The sequence below is a fragment of the Lipingzhangella halophila genome (genome assembly GCF_014203805.1).
Taxonomy (GTDB): domain Bacteria; phylum Actinomycetota; class Actinomycetes; order Streptosporangiales; family Streptosporangiaceae; genus Lipingzhangella; species Lipingzhangella halophila.
In genome coordinates, this window is record NZ_JACHJT010000001.1 from 1,333,840 (window position 1) to 1,349,486 (window position 15,647).

14 protein-coding genes are annotated in these 15,647 nt (G+C 69.1%); 7 read left to right on the plus strand and 7 right to left on the minus strand.

Annotated elements, in window-relative coordinates:
* From F4561_RS05975 to F4561_RS05985, 3 genes are all read right to left on the minus strand, one after another.
* Positions 1-822: a CoA transferase subunit A gene (locus tag F4561_RS05975; protein ID WP_184575556.1), complete on the minus strand. Its 822-nt coding sequence runs from the start codon at positions 820-822 to the stop codon at positions 1-3.
* Positions 823-957: 135 nt separating this feature from the next.
* Positions 958-1,779, minus strand: a complete 822-nt coding sequence (locus F4561_RS05980) for an IclR family transcriptional regulator (protein WP_184575558.1) — start codon at positions 1,777-1,779, stop codon at positions 958-960.
* Positions 1,780-2,058: 279 nt separating this feature from the next.
* Positions 2,059-2,334 carry a hypothetical protein gene (locus F4561_RS05985; protein ID WP_184575560.1) on the minus strand — a complete coding sequence of 92 codons (276 nt, stop codon included), beginning with the start codon at positions 2,332-2,334 and terminating at the stop codon, positions 2,059-2,061.
* Positions 2,335-2,633: 299 nt separating this feature from the next.
* On the opposite strand from F4561_RS05985, the gene F4561_RS05990 reads away from it, so the two are divergent.
* The 4 genes from F4561_RS05990 to F4561_RS06005 all read left to right on the plus strand — a co-directional run bounded on the left by F4561_RS05990 (position 2,634) and on the right by F4561_RS06005 (position 8,516).
* The gene (locus tag F4561_RS05990) at positions 2,634-4,094 is read left to right on the plus strand and encodes an aldehyde dehydrogenase family protein (RefSeq protein WP_184575562.1); all 1,461 of its coding nucleotides are present in this window, start codon (positions 2,634-2,636) and stop codon (positions 4,092-4,094) included.
* Positions 4,095-4,142: 48 nt separating this feature from the next.
* Entirely contained in the window at positions 4,143-5,273 is a 1,131-nt protein-coding gene (locus F4561_RS05995; protein ID WP_184575564.1) for a 5-methyltetrahydropteroyltriglutamate--homocysteine S-methyltransferase, read from the plus strand.
* A 221-nt stretch (positions 5,274-5,494) separates the two neighbouring features.
* Positions 5,495-7,138, plus strand: a complete 1,644-nt coding sequence (locus F4561_RS06000; protein ID WP_184575566.1) for a thiamine pyrophosphate-dependent enzyme — start codon at positions 5,495-5,497, stop codon at positions 7,136-7,138.
* Positions 7,139-7,367: 229 nt separating this feature from the next.
* Positions 7,368-8,516: an RNA-guided endonuclease InsQ/TnpB family protein gene (locus F4561_RS06005; protein ID WP_312885159.1), complete on the plus strand. Its 1,149-nt coding sequence runs from the start codon at positions 7,368-7,370 to the stop codon at positions 8,514-8,516.
* A 73-nt stretch (positions 8,517-8,589) separates the two neighbouring features.
* On the opposite strand, the gene F4561_RS06010 is transcribed toward F4561_RS06005, so the two are convergent.
* Entirely contained in the window at positions 8,590-8,817 is a 228-nt protein-coding gene (locus F4561_RS06010; RefSeq protein ID WP_184575570.1) for a hypothetical protein, read from the minus strand.
* Between the two features lie 155 nt (positions 8,818-8,972).
* On the opposite strand from F4561_RS06010, the gene F4561_RS06015 reads away from it, so the two are divergent.
* The 3 genes from F4561_RS06015 to F4561_RS06025 all read left to right on the plus strand — a co-directional run bounded on the left by F4561_RS06015 (position 8,973) and on the right by F4561_RS06025 (position 11,525).
* The gene (locus F4561_RS06015; protein ID WP_184575572.1) at positions 8,973-9,878 is read left to right on the plus strand and encodes a helix-turn-helix domain-containing protein; all 906 of its coding nucleotides are present in this window, start codon (positions 8,973-8,975) and stop codon (positions 9,876-9,878) included.
* A gap of 472 nt (positions 9,879-10,350) precedes the next feature.
* Positions 10,351-11,037: a RibD family protein gene (locus F4561_RS06020; protein WP_184575574.1), complete on the plus strand. Its 687-nt coding sequence runs from the start codon at positions 10,351-10,353 to the stop codon at positions 11,035-11,037.
* A 59-nt stretch (positions 11,038-11,096) separates the two neighbouring features.
* Positions 11,097-11,525: a cytidine/deoxycytidylate deaminase family protein gene (locus tag F4561_RS06025; RefSeq protein ID WP_312885577.1), complete on the plus strand. Its 429-nt coding sequence runs from the start codon at positions 11,097-11,099 to the stop codon at positions 11,523-11,525.
* Positions 11,526-11,587: 62 nt separating this feature from the next.
* Here the strand turns inward: F4561_RS06025 and F4561_RS06030 are convergent, their stop codons facing one another.
* From F4561_RS06030 to F4561_RS32355, 3 genes are all read right to left on the minus strand, one after another.
* Complete coding sequence (locus F4561_RS06030) at positions 11,588-12,832, minus strand: styrene monooxygenase/indole monooxygenase family protein (RefSeq protein ID WP_184575578.1); 1,245 nt, start codon at positions 12,830-12,832, stop codon at positions 11,588-11,590.
* Between the two features lie 123 nt (positions 12,833-12,955).
* Positions 12,956-14,200, minus strand: a complete 1,245-nt coding sequence (locus F4561_RS06035; RefSeq protein ID WP_184575580.1) for a styrene monooxygenase/indole monooxygenase family protein — start codon at positions 14,198-14,200, stop codon at positions 12,956-12,958.
* A gap of 145 nt (positions 14,201-14,345) precedes the next feature.
* Entirely contained in the window at positions 14,346-15,584 is a 1,239-nt protein-coding gene (locus tag F4561_RS32355; protein ID WP_184575582.1) for a styrene monooxygenase/indole monooxygenase family protein, read from the minus strand.
* Positions 15,585-15,647: the final 63 nt, after the last annotated feature.

Consider the following 15,647-nt stretch of genomic DNA (forward strand, 5'->3'; position numbering starts at 1 on the left):
TCAGCCCTCCCGCGCCGTATGCGTCGTGCCGTGCACCTCGGTCCGCAGCCACCGCTGGAACTCCTCGCGGTCCCGGCTGATGGTGTCCCAGTCCTGGTACGCCTGGTTGCTGCGGGCGTAGTAGCCGTGCGCGTAGGAGGGGCGCGAACCGCCGGGGGCCTCGGCCACCGCGGTGACCACCCGCGAGGGCAGCAGGACCTGCCCGGGAACCGGTTCGAGGTGGTCGACGACCTCCTCGACTGTCACGAGGGTGCGCCGGGATGCCAGGACGACCTCCTTCTGTACCCCGGTGATCCCCCAGAGCTGGACGTTTCCGGCGCGGTCCGCGCGTTGCGCGTGCACGATGGCCACATCGGGGTTGATCGCCGGGACCGCGGTCAGCTCCTCCCCGGTGAAAGGGCAGGTGACAGTGGCGATCTGGGATGTCTGCGCGATCAGGTCGGTGCCCGTGTACCCGCGGAGAATGGCGAAGGGGACACCGGAGGCGCCGGCGACGTAGCGGTTGGCCATGCCCGCGTGGCTGTGCTCCTCGATCTCCAGCGGCACGGGCCACCCGTTCTGGATGGCGTCGCGGAAGCGGTGCAGTGAGCCGACTCCGGGGTTCCCGCCCCAGGAGAAGATCAGCTTGCGGGCACAGCCAGCGCCGATCATCTGGTCGTAGACGACGTCGGGGGTCATCCGGACCAGGGTGAGATCGCCCAGCCCTTGGCGGATGATCTCGTGGCCGGCCGCCACCGGGATCAGGTGGGTGAACCCCTCGAGCGCGACCGTGTCGCCGTCATGGACGAACTCGCGGATTCCCTCGTCCAGCGGCACGATCATGGGCGCCCCTGTTCGTATGGCGAATTAATGTTCTTAAAGCGAACGCTCATGGCGAGAGGTTAACCCCGCCTCGGAGTGAGGTCAAGAACGGATGCCTCGATGTCCGGATGATCCGGACATCGAGGGGTGCGGTGCTCAGCCTGCCCGCACGTTGGGGCCGCGCGTGGCGATCTCCAGGTCGGCCTCGATGCGGGACGTCGTCGCCAGTAGGGGCGGCAGCAGGTCGCGCCGGATGTCCTCGACCGAGGTTCGGCTGACGTGCGCGGAGACGTTGGCGGCGGCGACCACCTTGCCCTCGCGGTCCCGGATCGGTGCAGCGACTGAGCGGAGCCCTTCCTCCAGCTCCTGGTCCACGATTGCCCAGCCCTGGTTGCGGACGCGCTCGATCTCGGCGCGCAGGCGCGCTGGCGTTGCCAGGGTGTAGGCGGTGAGCCGCCGCAGCTCGACCCGGTCGAGGTACTCGTCAAGCTCGGCGGCGAAGCGGCCGGCGAGCAGTACGCGCCCCATCGAAGTCGCGTAGGCGGGGAAGCGGGTTCCGACGTTGATCGCCACCCGCATGATCCGGGAGGTGGGCACGCGTGCGACGTAGACGACGTCGTCGCCGTCGAGCACGGAGACCGAGGACGACTCCCGGACCTGAGCGGCAAGCTCCTCCAGGTGCGGCTGCGCCACCTCGGGCAACCCGGCCGAGGACAGGTAGGCGTAGCCGAGCTCCAGGACGCGCGGGGTGAGGGCGAAGGCCCGGCCGTCGGTGCGCACGTAGCCCAGGTCGACCAGGGTGAGCAGGAAGCGGCGGGCCGCGGCGCGGGTCAGTCCAGTGGCGCGGGCGACCTCGCTCAGAGTCATCGTGGACGTCTGCGGTGTGAACGCGCGTACAACGGCGAGCCCGCGTTCGAGCGACTGCACGAAGTGCTCGCCGCGCACCTGGTCGTCGGTCCCGTTCAGGTCCGTGCTCATCGTCCACCTTCGGATCGGTGCGCCCTCCGGCGCATTCGGTCGCGTGCGAATCGTGCCTGTGGCGCTCTGTTGCGCACGCTGTGCTCGTCCTGGAGTGCCGCGTGGCCGGGATCCGGATCCGGGGTCACACAGCGATGTTCTTATACCGAACAACCCTACCCGCAGCCGTACGAACCCGTCGTGCCCCAGAGCGCGAACTCGGAGATGATCTCGCACTCAGGGTTTCGATTAAACCACGAAGCGTTGCCAATATTGGAGTGATTGCCGGTGAAGGGTTGACTAGGTGATCCGGTTCACATAAGTTCGCTTTTGGAACGAAAGTTCGTAGAACGCACAAATGTCTGGATAGGCGGCGCCGGCGGAGGAGCGGTCGGAGGTGACGCCGATCCCCTGGCCGATCACCGAACCGAGGAGTCCATCATGCACCGACACGTTCTCCTCGGCGGCGCCGCATGGGTGATTGAGCGGTTCGGAACACTGGTGCCGCGGGAAGGCTACCGATGGGTAGTCTTGGATATCGTCGATGACCAGCTCGAACTCACCATGGCCACCCACCGAACCCTACAAGGGGAGTGTCGCCGGGTCGCGGGCCCGCCCGACGGACAACCGGGACAAGGTCCGAAGGATCCCCGACAGGCACACCGGGCTTGCCGACAAGAGCCGCCTGCCGCCTGGCCGGTCGGGGTGAACCGCGAACCGGCTCCGACTACGGTCGGCCTGACGCACCAGGACGGACGTGTCGGGGAGATGCTGGACGCGATGTATCGGTAGCCACCCCACAGCCACCAGACGAGCCCGCCCGGTTGGCCGTGCTCCCGGCGGGCCCGCTGACAGCACACGGAGAGCGAGCAATTGTGAGCCTTTTCCAGACCGACTCGTGGTCCGCCGCAATATTCACCGGGGAATGGACACCCGCCGAGGGAGGCGACGCGCCTGTTGTCTCCCCAGCCACCGGAGCCGAGCTCGGCCGCGCCGGCTTCGCCAACGCCCGGGACGTCAGTGCCGCAGCCGAACGCGCCGCCGCGGTCCAGCGTGACTGGGCGAACACTTCATTCGAGGAACGGGCCGCCATCCTGCGCCGGGCCGGCACGCTGCTGGAGGAGAACGCCGAGGAGATCATGGGCTGGCTGCGCAGCGAGAGCGGCGCCGCGCAGGGCATGGCCGGATTCCAGGTGCACGTCGCCGCCGCGGAGTGCTTCGAGGCGGCAGCGCTGGCGTCGCAGCCCTATGGCGAGGTGCTGCGTACCGGAAAGCCGCGGCTGAGCTTCGCCCGCCAGGTGCCGGCGGGGGTTGTCGGCGTCATCGCCCCGTTCAACGTCCCGCTCATCCTCAGCATCCGGTCGGTGGCTCCCGCACTGGCCGTGGGGAACTCGGTGCTGCTCAAACCCGACCCGCGCACGGCGATCAGCGGTGGCGCCGTCCTCGCCGAGGTGTTCCGCCAGGCAGGGGTTCCCGACGGGGTGCTGCAGGTACTCCCCGGGGGCCTCGAAGCCGGCGAGCAGCTCGTCGCCGACCCCAACGTGCGGGTGATCTCCTTCACCGGCTCCACTGCCGCCGGCCGCAAGGTCGGCGAGGCCGCCGGCCGCCACCTCAAGCGTGCGCACCTGGAGCTCGGCGGCAACTCGCCACTGGTCGTGCTGGACGACGTCGACCTGGACGCCGCCGTGGCCACCGGGGCGTGGGGCTCCTTCCTGCACCAGGGCCAGATCTGCATGACGTCGGGGCGGCACCTGGTGCACGAGCGGGTCGCCGACGAGTACGTCGAGCGGCTCGCCGCGAAGGCCAATGCCCTGCCCGTGGGCAACCCGGACCAGAGCGAGGTCGCCCTGGGCCCGGTCATCGACGCCGGACAGCGCGACAAGATCCACTCCATGGTGGCCTCGACCGTGGACGCCGGGGCGACGCTGGCCGCGGGCGGCACCTACGAGCAGCTCTACTACCGCCCAACGGTGCTCGACAGGCTGTCCATGGACAGCCCCGCCTTCGCCGACGAGGTGTTCGGCCCGGTGGCACCGGTGATGCGGTTCTCCTCGCTGGACGACCTCGCCGACATCGCGAAGGCGAGCCCGTACGGGCTGTCGCTGGGCATCCTGACCTCCAACCCGATGCGCGGGATGCAGATCGCCGACCGCATCCCGAGCGGCATCGTGCACATCAACGACCAGACCGTCGACGACGAAGCCGTGGCGCCCTTTGGCGGGGTTGGCGACTCCGGAACCGGCTCACGGTTCGGAGGAACGCGCGCCAACCTCGAAGCGTTCACCGAGACCCAGTGGGTGACCATGCAGGCCGACGTCGCCAGCTACCCCTTCTGACCCCGCAATCCTTTTTCGTCCGTGAACCCTAGGAGAAGCTGGACCACCATGACCGAGCACACCAGCCACCGCCAGACACCCCCCTTCCGTGCCGACCACGTCGGAAGCCTGCTCCGGCCGCGGAACCTGCTCGAGGCACGGGCCGGGAACACCGAAGGCCGGGTCAGTGACGACGAGCTGCGTCAGATCGAGGACGACGCCATCCGGGATGCCGTGCGGATGCAGGAGGACATCGGCCTGCAGTCGGCCACCGACGGCGAGTTCCGCCGTTCCTCATGGCACATGGACTTCATCTACCAGCTCGCCGGGATCACCCGCACCCAGGACGAGATGAAGGTGACCTTCCACAACGAGGAAGGGGACCTGGAGTTCACGCCGGCCGCACACCGCGTCGACGGCAAGATCGGGCTGCAGCACACCATCTTCGGCGAGGCCTTCGAGTTCCTGCGTGACACGGTCAGTACGGCCACGCCGAAGCTCACGATCCCGTCACCGAGCATGGTGCACTACCGGGGCGGGCGAGCCTCGATCAACCCTGAGGTCTACCCCGACATCGACGAGTTCTGGACCGACCTGTCGCGCGCCTACGCCGAGGAGATCCGCCGGCTCGCCGACCTGGGCTGCACCTACCTGCAGCTCGACGACACCAGCCTCGCCTACCTGAACGACCCCAAGCAGCGCGAGATGCTCGACGAGCGTGGCGAGAACGGCGGCGGCCTGCACGTCCGCTACATCCGCCAGCTCAACGCGTCCCTGGCCGGCCGGCCCGAGGGAATGCGGATCACCACGCACATGTGCCGGGGCAACTTCCGCTCCTCGTGGGTCGCCGAAGGCGGCTACGACTTCGTCGCCGATGAGCTGTTCAACACGCTCAACGTCGACGGCTTCTTCCTGGAGTTCGACGACGCCCGCTCCGGCGGCTTCGCGCCGCTGCGCTTCGTCCCCGAGGGCAAGTACGTCGTCCTCGGCCTGGTCACCACGAAGAAGGGGGACCTGGAGAACAAGGACGACCTCAAGCGCCGCATCGACGAGGCAAGCAAGTACGTACCGCTGGAGCAGATCTGCCTGGCCCCGCAGTGCGGGTTCTCCAGCACCCTGGAGGGGAACAACCTCACCCGGGACGAGCAGATCGCCAAGCTGCGGCTGATCGTGGAGACCGCCAACGAGGTCTGGGGCTGATGAACCGGAGGCACCGCCGGGCCCACCGGCCCGGCGGTGCCTCCTCAGCCCGTGCCGCGCACTGCGGTCCCGCGGGCGGGCCGTTTCGGGACCGCCTGTCGCTTGGCGAAGCGGCGCCGGCGCACCGCCCTGCGCCCGCTGGTCCGCACCGAGATCCAGAACGTCAAGAACGGGCAGGCCACCCCCTCCCCGGCCACGACCTGACGAGCGGCGGGCACGAGATGGCACAACCGCACGGGACCGGGGCGCCGCCGCGCTCGGTCCGCGACGCGACCCTGGACGGGCTGCGCGAGTACGGCCTGACGACGATCTTCTCCAACCCGGGGTCGACCGAGGTCGGCTTCCTCACCGACCTGCCGGAGGACCTGCGCTTCGTGCTGGCCCTGCATGAGGGGTCGGTGGTGGGAATGGCGACGGGGTGGGCGATCGCGCGCGACCGGCCCGCCCTGGTGCTGCTGCACACGACGGCCGGGCTGGGCAACGCGGTCGGGGCGCTGGCCACCGCCCGGGTGAACCGCGCCCCCCTGGTCGTGCTCGTGGGCCAGCAAGACCGCCGGCACCTCGCGCTGGAGCCCTTCCTCGCCGGGAAGCTCCGCGACCTGGCCGGTGACTACCCCGTCCGGGTTGAGGAACCCGCCACCGCGCAGGACGTACCCGGCGCCATCGCCCGCTGCCGGCACGCCGCCGCGGACGCGCGGGGCCCGGCCCTGGTGATCGTGCCCATGGATGACTGGGCGGCGCCCGCGGAAAGCGACCGGGTCGTGGCCGCGGCCAGGCACGTCACCCGGGCCGACGGCGTCGAGGACGCGGGGGTCGCCAGCCTGGCCTCGCTGCTGAACGAGGCGGACGCGCCCGCGCTCGTCACCGGGGCCGGCACCGACAGCGAGGAGGGATGGGCTGGCCTGGTCGCGCTGGCCGAACGTATCGGCGCCCCGGTGTTCCAGGAGAGCTTCGGTGCCCGCGCGGGTTTCCCGCAGGACCACCCGCTGTTCGCCGGTTTCCTGCCCGCCGACCGGCCGGGGCTGCGTGCCACACTCGCCGGCCGCGACGCCGTGCTCGCCGTGGGCGCGCCGGTGTTCCGGCAGTACCCCTACACCGAGGGACCGCTGGTCGAGCCCGGTACCCGGGTAGGGCTCCTCACCGACGACCCTGCCGAGGCGTACCGCAGCCCCGTCGAGACGGCGGTCCTCGCCCCGATCCCAGCCGCACTACGCCTGCTGGCCAGGCACGCCGCGGCGCGCCAGTGGACCGCGGCGCCGCACAAGGACACAACCACCATCGAAGCCCCGGAGCGGCCGGCGCCGGGGCAGCCGATGCTCCCCGCCCACGTGCTCGCGGCCCTGGCCGAACGCGTCCCCGCCGACACGGTTTTTGTCGAGGAGACCCCGTCGAGCCGCCCCGAGATGCATCGCCGGGTGCCCGCCCGGCGCCCGCTCGGCTTCCTCTCCGCCGCCATGGGCGGACTCGGTTTCGCGCTTCCGGCGGCCACCGGGGTACGGATGGCGCGGCCGGACCGCCCGGTCATCGCGGTGGTGGGCGACGGTTCCTCTCTGTATCAGGTGCAAGCACTGTGGAGCGCGGCGCGTTACGGGGCGGGGGTGCTGTTCGTGGTGCTGTCCAATGGGCGCTACGCCGTCATGGACCGGCTCGCCGAGCGCCACGGGGGCAAGCCGGCGTGGCCGGGGTTCCCGGAGCTGGCCGTGTCCGGACTGGCCCGGGAGCTGAGCTGCCCCTCCCAGCGTGTCGAGGCGCTTGACGACCTCGTCGCGATCCTGGACTCGGTCGTCCCAACGCTGCGCGAGCGCGAGGAGCCCTTGGTGCTCGACGTCGCGGTCGCCGCCGAGGCGGACTTCAGCGGGATCTAGCGTGGAACCCCGGTCCTTCAGGGCCGGGAGGAAGCGCTTGTCTGGGCTGTTCTGGCCCGTGGGTTCCTAGGGGTCCGCGGCGCGGGATCTCGTTGGTGAATGGCCCGTTCCGGTACGAGGACCATGTGTGTGCAAGGGGAGACGGCCGTTGGGTCCTCGGCGGGTGGTGGGGTTTGGCTCCCCCGTGTGGTGACACAGATCAATGCTAATATCACCCCTCGTGAAGATTGTGACGCGGGTGAAGCTGATACCGGAGGCTGACCAGGCCGCCGCGCTGTCGGCGACCCTGCGCACGGTCAACGAGGCCGCGAACTGGGTATCCGGTGTGGCCTTCGCCCATGGTGTGCCGCGTGAGTACGAGTTGCGCAGGCACACCTATGCCGAGCTGAAAGCCCGTGGGTTGGGGGCGCAGGCGGCCCAGCACACGATCAAGAAGGTTCGTGATGCCTACACGACGTTGCAGGCGAACATCAGGGCCGGGAATCTCGGCACTCCCGGAAGCAAGCGGCGCCGGAAAGTCGGGTCCACGCCGATCGCCTTTCGGGTCGAGGCGGCCCAGCCCTATGACGATCGGTGTTTGTCCTGGCAGTACGACGCGCAGACCGTGTCGATCTGGACCGTCGCGGGCCGGGTGAAGAACGTGGGCTTCGCGTGCTCGGCGGACGCGCTGACGACGCTGCGGCAGTACCGCAAGGGCGAATCCGACCTCATCCAGCGCGATGGTGTGTTCTACCTGGTCGCCGTGTGCGAGGTTGGCGAGGCCGAGCCCTACGAGCCCGACGCCTTCATCGGCGTGGATCTGGGCATCGCCACCATCGCCACCACCTCAACCGGCTACCGGGCCGCCGGGCGGGGCCTGAACCGGCACCGTAAACGTCAACTCGCCCTGCGGGCCAAGCTCCAGGCCAAGGCCACCAAGTCCGCCAAGCGCCGGCTGAAGAACCGGCGGCGCAAGGAAGCGCGCCACGCCGCAAACGTCAACCACGTCATATCCAAACGCATCGTGACCGAGGCTGAACGCACCTCGGCCGGTATCGCCCTGGAAGAGTTGGGCGGTATCCGGCAGAGGGTACGGCTCCGCAGGCCCCAACGGGTCACGCTGCACTGTTGGGCCTTCGCCCAGCTCGGGCGGTTCCTTGCCTACAAGGCACGCCGCGCCGGCGTCCCGCTGGTGTTCGTCGATCCGGCCTATTCCAGCCAGGAATGCGCCCAGTGCCAGCACATCGCGAAGAACAACCGCCTCGATCAGGCCCGCTTTATCTGCCGGTCATGCGGGGTCGTTGCCCACGCAGACCGCAATGCTTCCCACGTCCTCGCCCACCGCGGCCAGAGCGTGTGGAACGCGGGGCGTGCGTCACGCGCCCCTGCCACCCCATAGGGGTGTCTGGACGGAGGAGCCCACCCAGCACCCAGCTGAGCGCTACCTCCAAACCCGGTCCTTCAGGGCCGGGTCAAGTTGACGAGCCCTTGGCGGTTCCCTGAAGTCGTGTGCCGGTGGCGTCCGGCGGTTCGTACAGCCTCTGCTGCAGGGCAGCGACCTCCTCCCGGAGCCGGATGAGCTCCCGTTGCTGCCGGTTGATTACGCCTCTCACGGACCAGACGGAGTACGAGGAGGCGAAGACCCACCCGGAGGCGAATCCGCTGATTACGCAGGCCACCGAGGTCAGCAGGACTGCCATGAACCACTCCCTTTCTTCCCGGGTCCCATGTGTCGGGAACCTCCCGGAATCAGGGGAGCACACGAGGGGAATGCTTGCCGATACGCGAGAGCGTCCGGCAAGCAAGCAAGCGCCACCGGCAAGCACGGTCGCGGCGCCCGGCGAAGGGACTGTGGATGACGCGGGCGGAGCGCGTTCCGGTCAGCGACGAGCACCGTGACCTCGGCCGTCTGCTCCGCGATGCCCGGGCCTCGGCGGGGGCGACCACGAGGGACGTCGCGTTGTACAGCTCGGGACATATCTCCAATGTGGAGAACGGGCACGTCATGCCCTCGACCGAGCTCGTCTACTACTACGTCAAGGAGTTCGGCTGCGACGGGCATGTGGCGCGCCAGGCGCTGGACCGGGCGCGGCGCGCCTCGGAGGAGCGCAGGCGCACCCAGCGCCTCGTGCAACGGAGCCAGGGGCAACGTTGGGGCGCCTTCCATGTGACACCGGACTCGCCCGCGTCAGAGATCCGCGAGGGATACAAGGTACGGGAGAGCGAAGCGTACTACCGGGTCGACGAGCGGGGTGTGATCACCGAGGTCGACGTCATACGGGTGATAAGGGCGGTCCAGCCCGGAGTGTCGCTCATCTCCGTCGCGCACAACTACCACTATGACGCAGAGGTCGGAGTGCTTTCCCTGGAGCCCGGCATCGGGTGTAGCCTGGCGGCGCTACGCGAGACCGGTTTCGGGTACCTGTACGCGGTGCTTCGGCTGGATCGTGAGCTCAACCCGGACGACGGCGATGCGTACTCGCTCAGCTACCGGGTCCACGTGAGTAGCTCGGTCCCTGCTCGGCCGCTGCTTCGGTACCAGGCTCGCGCTGGCAACGATCGTTACGCGCTGCGCGTGCTGTTCACGCCGCCGGTACTTCCACAAGAGGTGTGGTGGTTCAGTGAGCGCGACGTCTTCGCAACCGAGATGCCCGCGCCTGCACAATCGGAACGCATTTTCCCCGCCAATCCCAGCGGTTTCTATTTCCGGGATTTCACCCGGATCGACAATCTGCACACGGGGATCGCGTGGCGGTGGTAGGAGTCCAACCACAGATCGACTACGGTCTCACGGAAAAGGGTGCCAGGTGGACGACGAATAATCCGGTCCGGGGCGCCTTGAGGCGGCCCTTCCCGGTCAGACGGGATCCGGGCACTCACTGGTTGACGGCGTGCCCGGATCCCTTGCCGTGCGGGCGATCGTGTCCGCGGATCGCAGCGGTGCCGGGTGTATGTGTGGATCGTCGTAGTCTTCGTCCAACGTTCACCTCCTTGCGCTCGGCCGCGGTGCGGCTGCTTGCTGAGCCTACGGTCCGTGCGTGGCCTGGCGGGAGCACGGAAATGACGAGGGAGGGACGTGTTCCCGCGGAATCGCACCGGCTACATCGTCGTACGGGTTACCCGCTCGCGGCCAGCGAACCGGCGGGGACCACCCGGTGCCGCACAGTCGTATGTACCCCGACTCGGCCCGTCCAATTGCGATGACCGAGCGGCGAAGAAGCTAGTCTGTTCCCATGGACCGCCCCCACACTGTTCTGAGCTGCGCAATGTCTCTCGACGGGCACATCGACGATGCTGGGCCGGAGCGCCTGCGGCTCTCCAACGACGACGACTTCGACGAGATCGACGAGGAACGGGCGGCCAGCGACGCCATCCTCGTGGGAGCGGGAACGTTGCGCGCCGACAACCCGCGGCTGCTGGTGCGATCCGCGGAACGGCGGCGCCGCCGCGCTTCCGGTGGCGCGACCGAGCACCCGACCAAGGTGGTGTTGACGGCGAGCGGCAAGCTGGACCCCACCGCGCGGTTCTTCACCACGGGGGATGCCGCGAAGCTCGTCTACGCCGACAGTGGCGGGCACGCGCTCGCCGCGGGCGCCCTGCACGGGATCCCGGACGCCGCGGTGGTCGACGCGGGCAGCCCGCTCGATCCCGCGGTCGTCCTCACCGACCTGGCGGAGCGCGGCGTGCGCCGACTGCTGGTCGAAGGCGGGAGCCGGGTGCACACCCTCTTCCTCACCGCCGGGCTCGCCGACGAGCTGCGCATCGCGGTGGCACCGTTCCTGATCGGGGACGCGGCGGCGCCCCGCTTTGTCGACAACGGCGCGTTCCACAACGGGCCGAACCGGCCGATGCGGCTCGCCGAAGCTCGTTCCGTTGGTGACATGGCGGTCCTGCGCTACCTGCCGGCGGGCACGCCGTGAACGAACCGTTTCCCGGCCGGACCAGAGACCCCGTACCCGACGGTGCGACCGGCGCCGACATCGAGCGGCTGCGTTCCGCGATCGAGCTGTCGCGCCGCTGCCCGCCCTCGGAGACCGCGTTCTCGGTGGGGGCGCTCGTGTTGGACGCCGACGGGGAGGTCCTCGCCGACGGTTACTCGCGCCGGGACACGTGGCACGACCACGCCGAAGAGTCGGCGCTGCGTTCCGTGGACCCCGCCGACCCCCGGCTGCGGACCGCGACCCTGTACAGCTCCCTGGAACCGTGCACGGTGCGCGCGGCACGCCCGCGCTCGTGCAGTGAGCTGATCCTGGAAACCCCGATCCCGCGGATCGTGTTCGCCTGGCACGAGCCCGCCATCTTCGTCGACTGCGACGGAGCGGAGCAGCTGCGCGCGGCGGGCCGGACGGTGGTCGAGGTGCCCCGGCTGGCGCCGTTGGCCCGGGAGGTCAACGCGCACCTGCTGTGACAGGGCCCCGATGTCCCGGTGCCGCCGCCGGGGCGCGGCCGGTGTGTCCGGACGGTGCGGGTTCACCCCGGTTGCAGGGTCCGGCTGCCGGTCACCCGTTCGAGGTAGTCGCGCGTCTCCTCCTCGCTGGTGACCCAGTCGGCGTAGTCGGCCGGGTTGTCGAGCCCGTTGATGAAGCGGTCGGCGATCTCCTGGTGTGTGTTCGCGGCGATGAGTGCCTCCATGAGCGCCGGCGACGGGTTCATGAGCGCTTCGGTTACGTGGCCGGCCATGTGGCGGGCGTACTCCCAGAACTCGTCGAAGCACCGCAGCATGAACTCTTCGTCGAAGGGGCGGTCGCCCTGGTTGAGAATGTTCTTGAGGGCGATTTCGGCGCTCTTGGCGGCGTTGTCGGCGTCCTGGGACACTTGTGGCTGGCAGACGAGTACGGTGTCGCCCAGGCCCATGATTTTGCCCCCGGAGGGCAGGGTGGCTACGGGGTGGCGGACCACCGGTTGCGAGTAGTCGACCGCGACGGAGCGGGCGTCGGCCAGGTCGGCGTCGCGGAACCGCTCGTACAGTTCGGGGCTGCGGTCCTTGAGCATGCTCAGCATGAGATCCAGGTGCTCGCGGGGCCGGACCCGCCGCGGCCAGGACCCCAATGGCCCGGCAGTGGGTCCGCAGAAGTAGATCAGCTCGCATGTCCCGGTCACCGAGGTGGTGGGGACGGTGACCACGTAGCCGAGGTCGGGCAGCATGTGGATCTCGCCGCGGGTGGGCAACGGCTGCTCGGTGGGGGCGCGCACGTAGGCGAGCACGGAGACGTTCTCGGTCACTTCGGGCAGCGTGTAGGCGTGGTTCGGGGCGAACATCTCGGCGAGCCCGGAGTGGCCGGCGGCGACCACCACGAGGTCGAACATGCGTGCCATGGCGTCCAGGTCGGAGCTGGTGACGGGGTGGATGATGACCTTGCCGCCGCGCTCCTCGAACATCCGCTGCCAGGTGGACATCTTCAGCCGCTCGTCCACCGACTGCGCGGGACCGTGGAACTGTCCGGTCCAGTCGAACCCGGGGGCGCCCTCCCCGCCGGCGAAGGTGTACCGGCAGGTCTCGAATGGCCGGGGCTCCGTGTCACTCAGGGCCAATCCGTACTCGCGTTCGAACCGCAGCGCGTGGTGGTACTGGATCTGGATCGAGACGGCGCGCCCCTCGTGGACCTCGTTGGCCGTGCGGGCGGTCATGAGGGTCACGTCGTACTCGTGGTGCAGCAGGGTCAGCCCGAGCTGCAGCCCGGCCTGCCCACCGCCGACGATCAGAATCTTGCGCATCGGGTGGTCTCGTACCTCCGTGTGGCGGCCATCGAGTCGATTGGGCACCGGTACTTGGGCATCCGTGGTCGAATCCGTCGAAGGCTGACCGCGGTCGCGGAACTCGGCAACGAGCGCGCGCCCTCACCCCGGCTGCAGGGTCCGGCTGCCGGTCACCCGTTCGAGATAGTCGCGCGTCTTCTTCTCACTGGTCACCCACTCGTCGAAGTCGGAGGGGTCGTCGAAGCCGTTGACGAAGCGGTCGGCGATCTCCTGGTGCGTGTTCGCGGCGACGTACGCCTCCATGAGCGCCGACTGCGGGCTCATCAACGCTTCGGTCACGTGGCCGGCCATGAACCGGGCGTACTCCCAGAAGCCGTCGAACGTGCGCAGCATGAAGTCCTCGTCGAAGGGACGGTCGCCCTGGTTGAGGATGTTCGTGAGGGCGATTTCGGCGCTCTTGGCGGCGTTGTCGGCGTCCTGGGCCATGTGTGGCTGGCAGAGAAGCACGGTGTCGCCCAGGCCCATGATCTTGCCGCCGGAGGGCAGGGTGGCTACGGGGTGGCGGACCACCGGTTGCGAGTAGTCGACCGCGACGGAGCGGGCATCGGCCAACTCGGCGTCGCGGAACCGCTCGTACTGCTCGGTGCTTCGCTCCTTGAGCATGCTCAGCATGAGATCCAGGTGCTCGCGCGGCCGGACCCGCCGCGGCCAGGCCCCAAGCGCGCCGCTCGTGGGGCCGCAGTAGTAGATCAGCTCGCATGGCCCGGTCACCGACGTTGCGGGGACAGTGACCAGGAACCCGAGATCGGGCAGCATGTGGATCTCGGCGCCGTTCGGGTTCGGGCTTTCGGTGGGGGTGCGCACGTAGGCGATGACGGCTGCGTTCTCGGTCACCTCGGGCAGTGTGTAGGCGTGGTTCGGGGCGAACATGTCGGCCAGCCCGGCGTGTCCGGCGGCGACCACCACGAGGTCGAACATGTGCGCCATGGCGTTCAGGTCGGAGCTGGTGACGGGGTGGATGATGACCTTGCCGCCGCGTTCCTCGAACATCCGCTGCCAGGTGGACATCTTCAGCCGCTCGTCCACACACTGCGCGGGACCGTTGTACCGTCCGGTCCAGTCGAACCCGGGGGCGCCCTCCCCGCCGGCGAAGTTGTACCGGCAGGTCTTGATTGGGCGGAACTCCGTGTCGCTCAGGTCCACTCCGTGCGCACGCTCGAATTGCCGCGTGCCGTTGAACTGGATCTGGATCGAGACGGCGCGTCCGTTGCGGACCTCGTCGGCCGTGCGGGCGGTCATGAGGGTCACGTCGTACTCGTGGTGCAGCAGGGTCAGCCCGAGCTGCAGCCCGGCCTGCCCACCGCCGACGATCAGAATCTTGCGCATCGGGTGGTCTCGTACCTCCGTGTGGCGGCCATCGAGTCGATTGGGCACCGGTACTTGGGCATCCGTGGTCGAATACGCCGAAGGCTGACCGTGGTCGCGGAACTCGGCAACGAGCGCGCGCAGCACGGGCGCCGCGCCCGTGCGCTCATCCCGGTTGCAGGGTCCGGCTGCCGGTCACCTTCTCCAGGTAGTCGCGGGCCTTCTCCTCACTGGTCGCCCACTCGTCGAAGTCGGAGGGGTCGTCGAACCCGTTGACGTAGCGGTCGGCGATCTCCTGGTGCGTGTTCGCGGCGACGAGAAGCTCCAGGAGCGCCGGGGCCGGGGCCATCAGCGCGTCGTTCACGTGGCCGGCCATGAACCGGGCGTACTCCCAGAAGCCGTCGAACGTGCGCAGCATGAAGTCCTCGTCGAAGGGGCGGTCGCCCTGTTCGAGGATGTTCTTGAGGGCGATTTCGGCGCTTTTGGTGGCGTTGTCGGCGTCCTGGGCCATGTGCGGATGGCAGACGAGCACGGTGTCGCCCAGGCCCATGATCTTGCCGCCGGAGGGCAGGGTGGCCACGGGGTGGCGGACCACCGGTTGCGAGTAGTCGACCGCGACGGAGCGCGCGTCGACAAGCTCGGCGTCGTGGAAGCGCTCGTACTGCTCGGTGCTTCGCTCCTTGAGCATGCTCAGCATGAGATCCAGGTGCTCGCGCGGCCGGATCCGCTGCGGCCAGGACCCCAGCGGACCCGACGTGGGCCCGCACAAGAGAAGAAGCTCGCACGGCCCGGTCACCGAGGTCGTGGGGATGGTGGCCAGGAAGCCGAGGTCGGGAAGCATGTGGACTTCGATACGGTGCGGCTGCTCAATGGAGGTGCGCGCGTAGGCGAAGACGGAGGCGTACGTGGTCTCCTGGTGGAGCGTGCGGGCGTGGTTCGCGGGGAACATCTCGGCCAGCCCGGAGTGTCCGGCGGCGACCACCACGAGGTCGAACATGTGCGCCATGGCGTCGAGGTCGGAGCTGGTGACGGGGTGGATGATGACCTTGCCGCCGCGTTCCTCGAACATCTCCTGCCAGGTGGACATCTTCAGCCGCTCGTCCACCGACTGCGCCGGACCGTTGAACCGTCCGGTCCAGTCGAACGCGGGTATGTCGTCCGCGCCGGCGAAGGCGTAACGGAAGGTCCCGACCGAGTCGGGCGCCACCTCGTCGAGGTGCAGCCCGTACTCGTGCTCGAACCGAAGCGCGTTGTGGAACTGGACCTGGAGCGAGACGGCGCGTCCGTTGCGGATCTCCTCCGAGGTGCGGGCGGTCATGAGCGTGACGTCGTACTCGTGGTGCAGCAGGGTCAGGCCGAGCTGCAGCCCGGCCTGACCACCGCCGACGATCAGAATCTTGCGCACTGGTTTCACATCCACAGTCATCGTGGGTCCGCAGGAGCGGCTGCGCGGAGCCGTGGGTCCCGC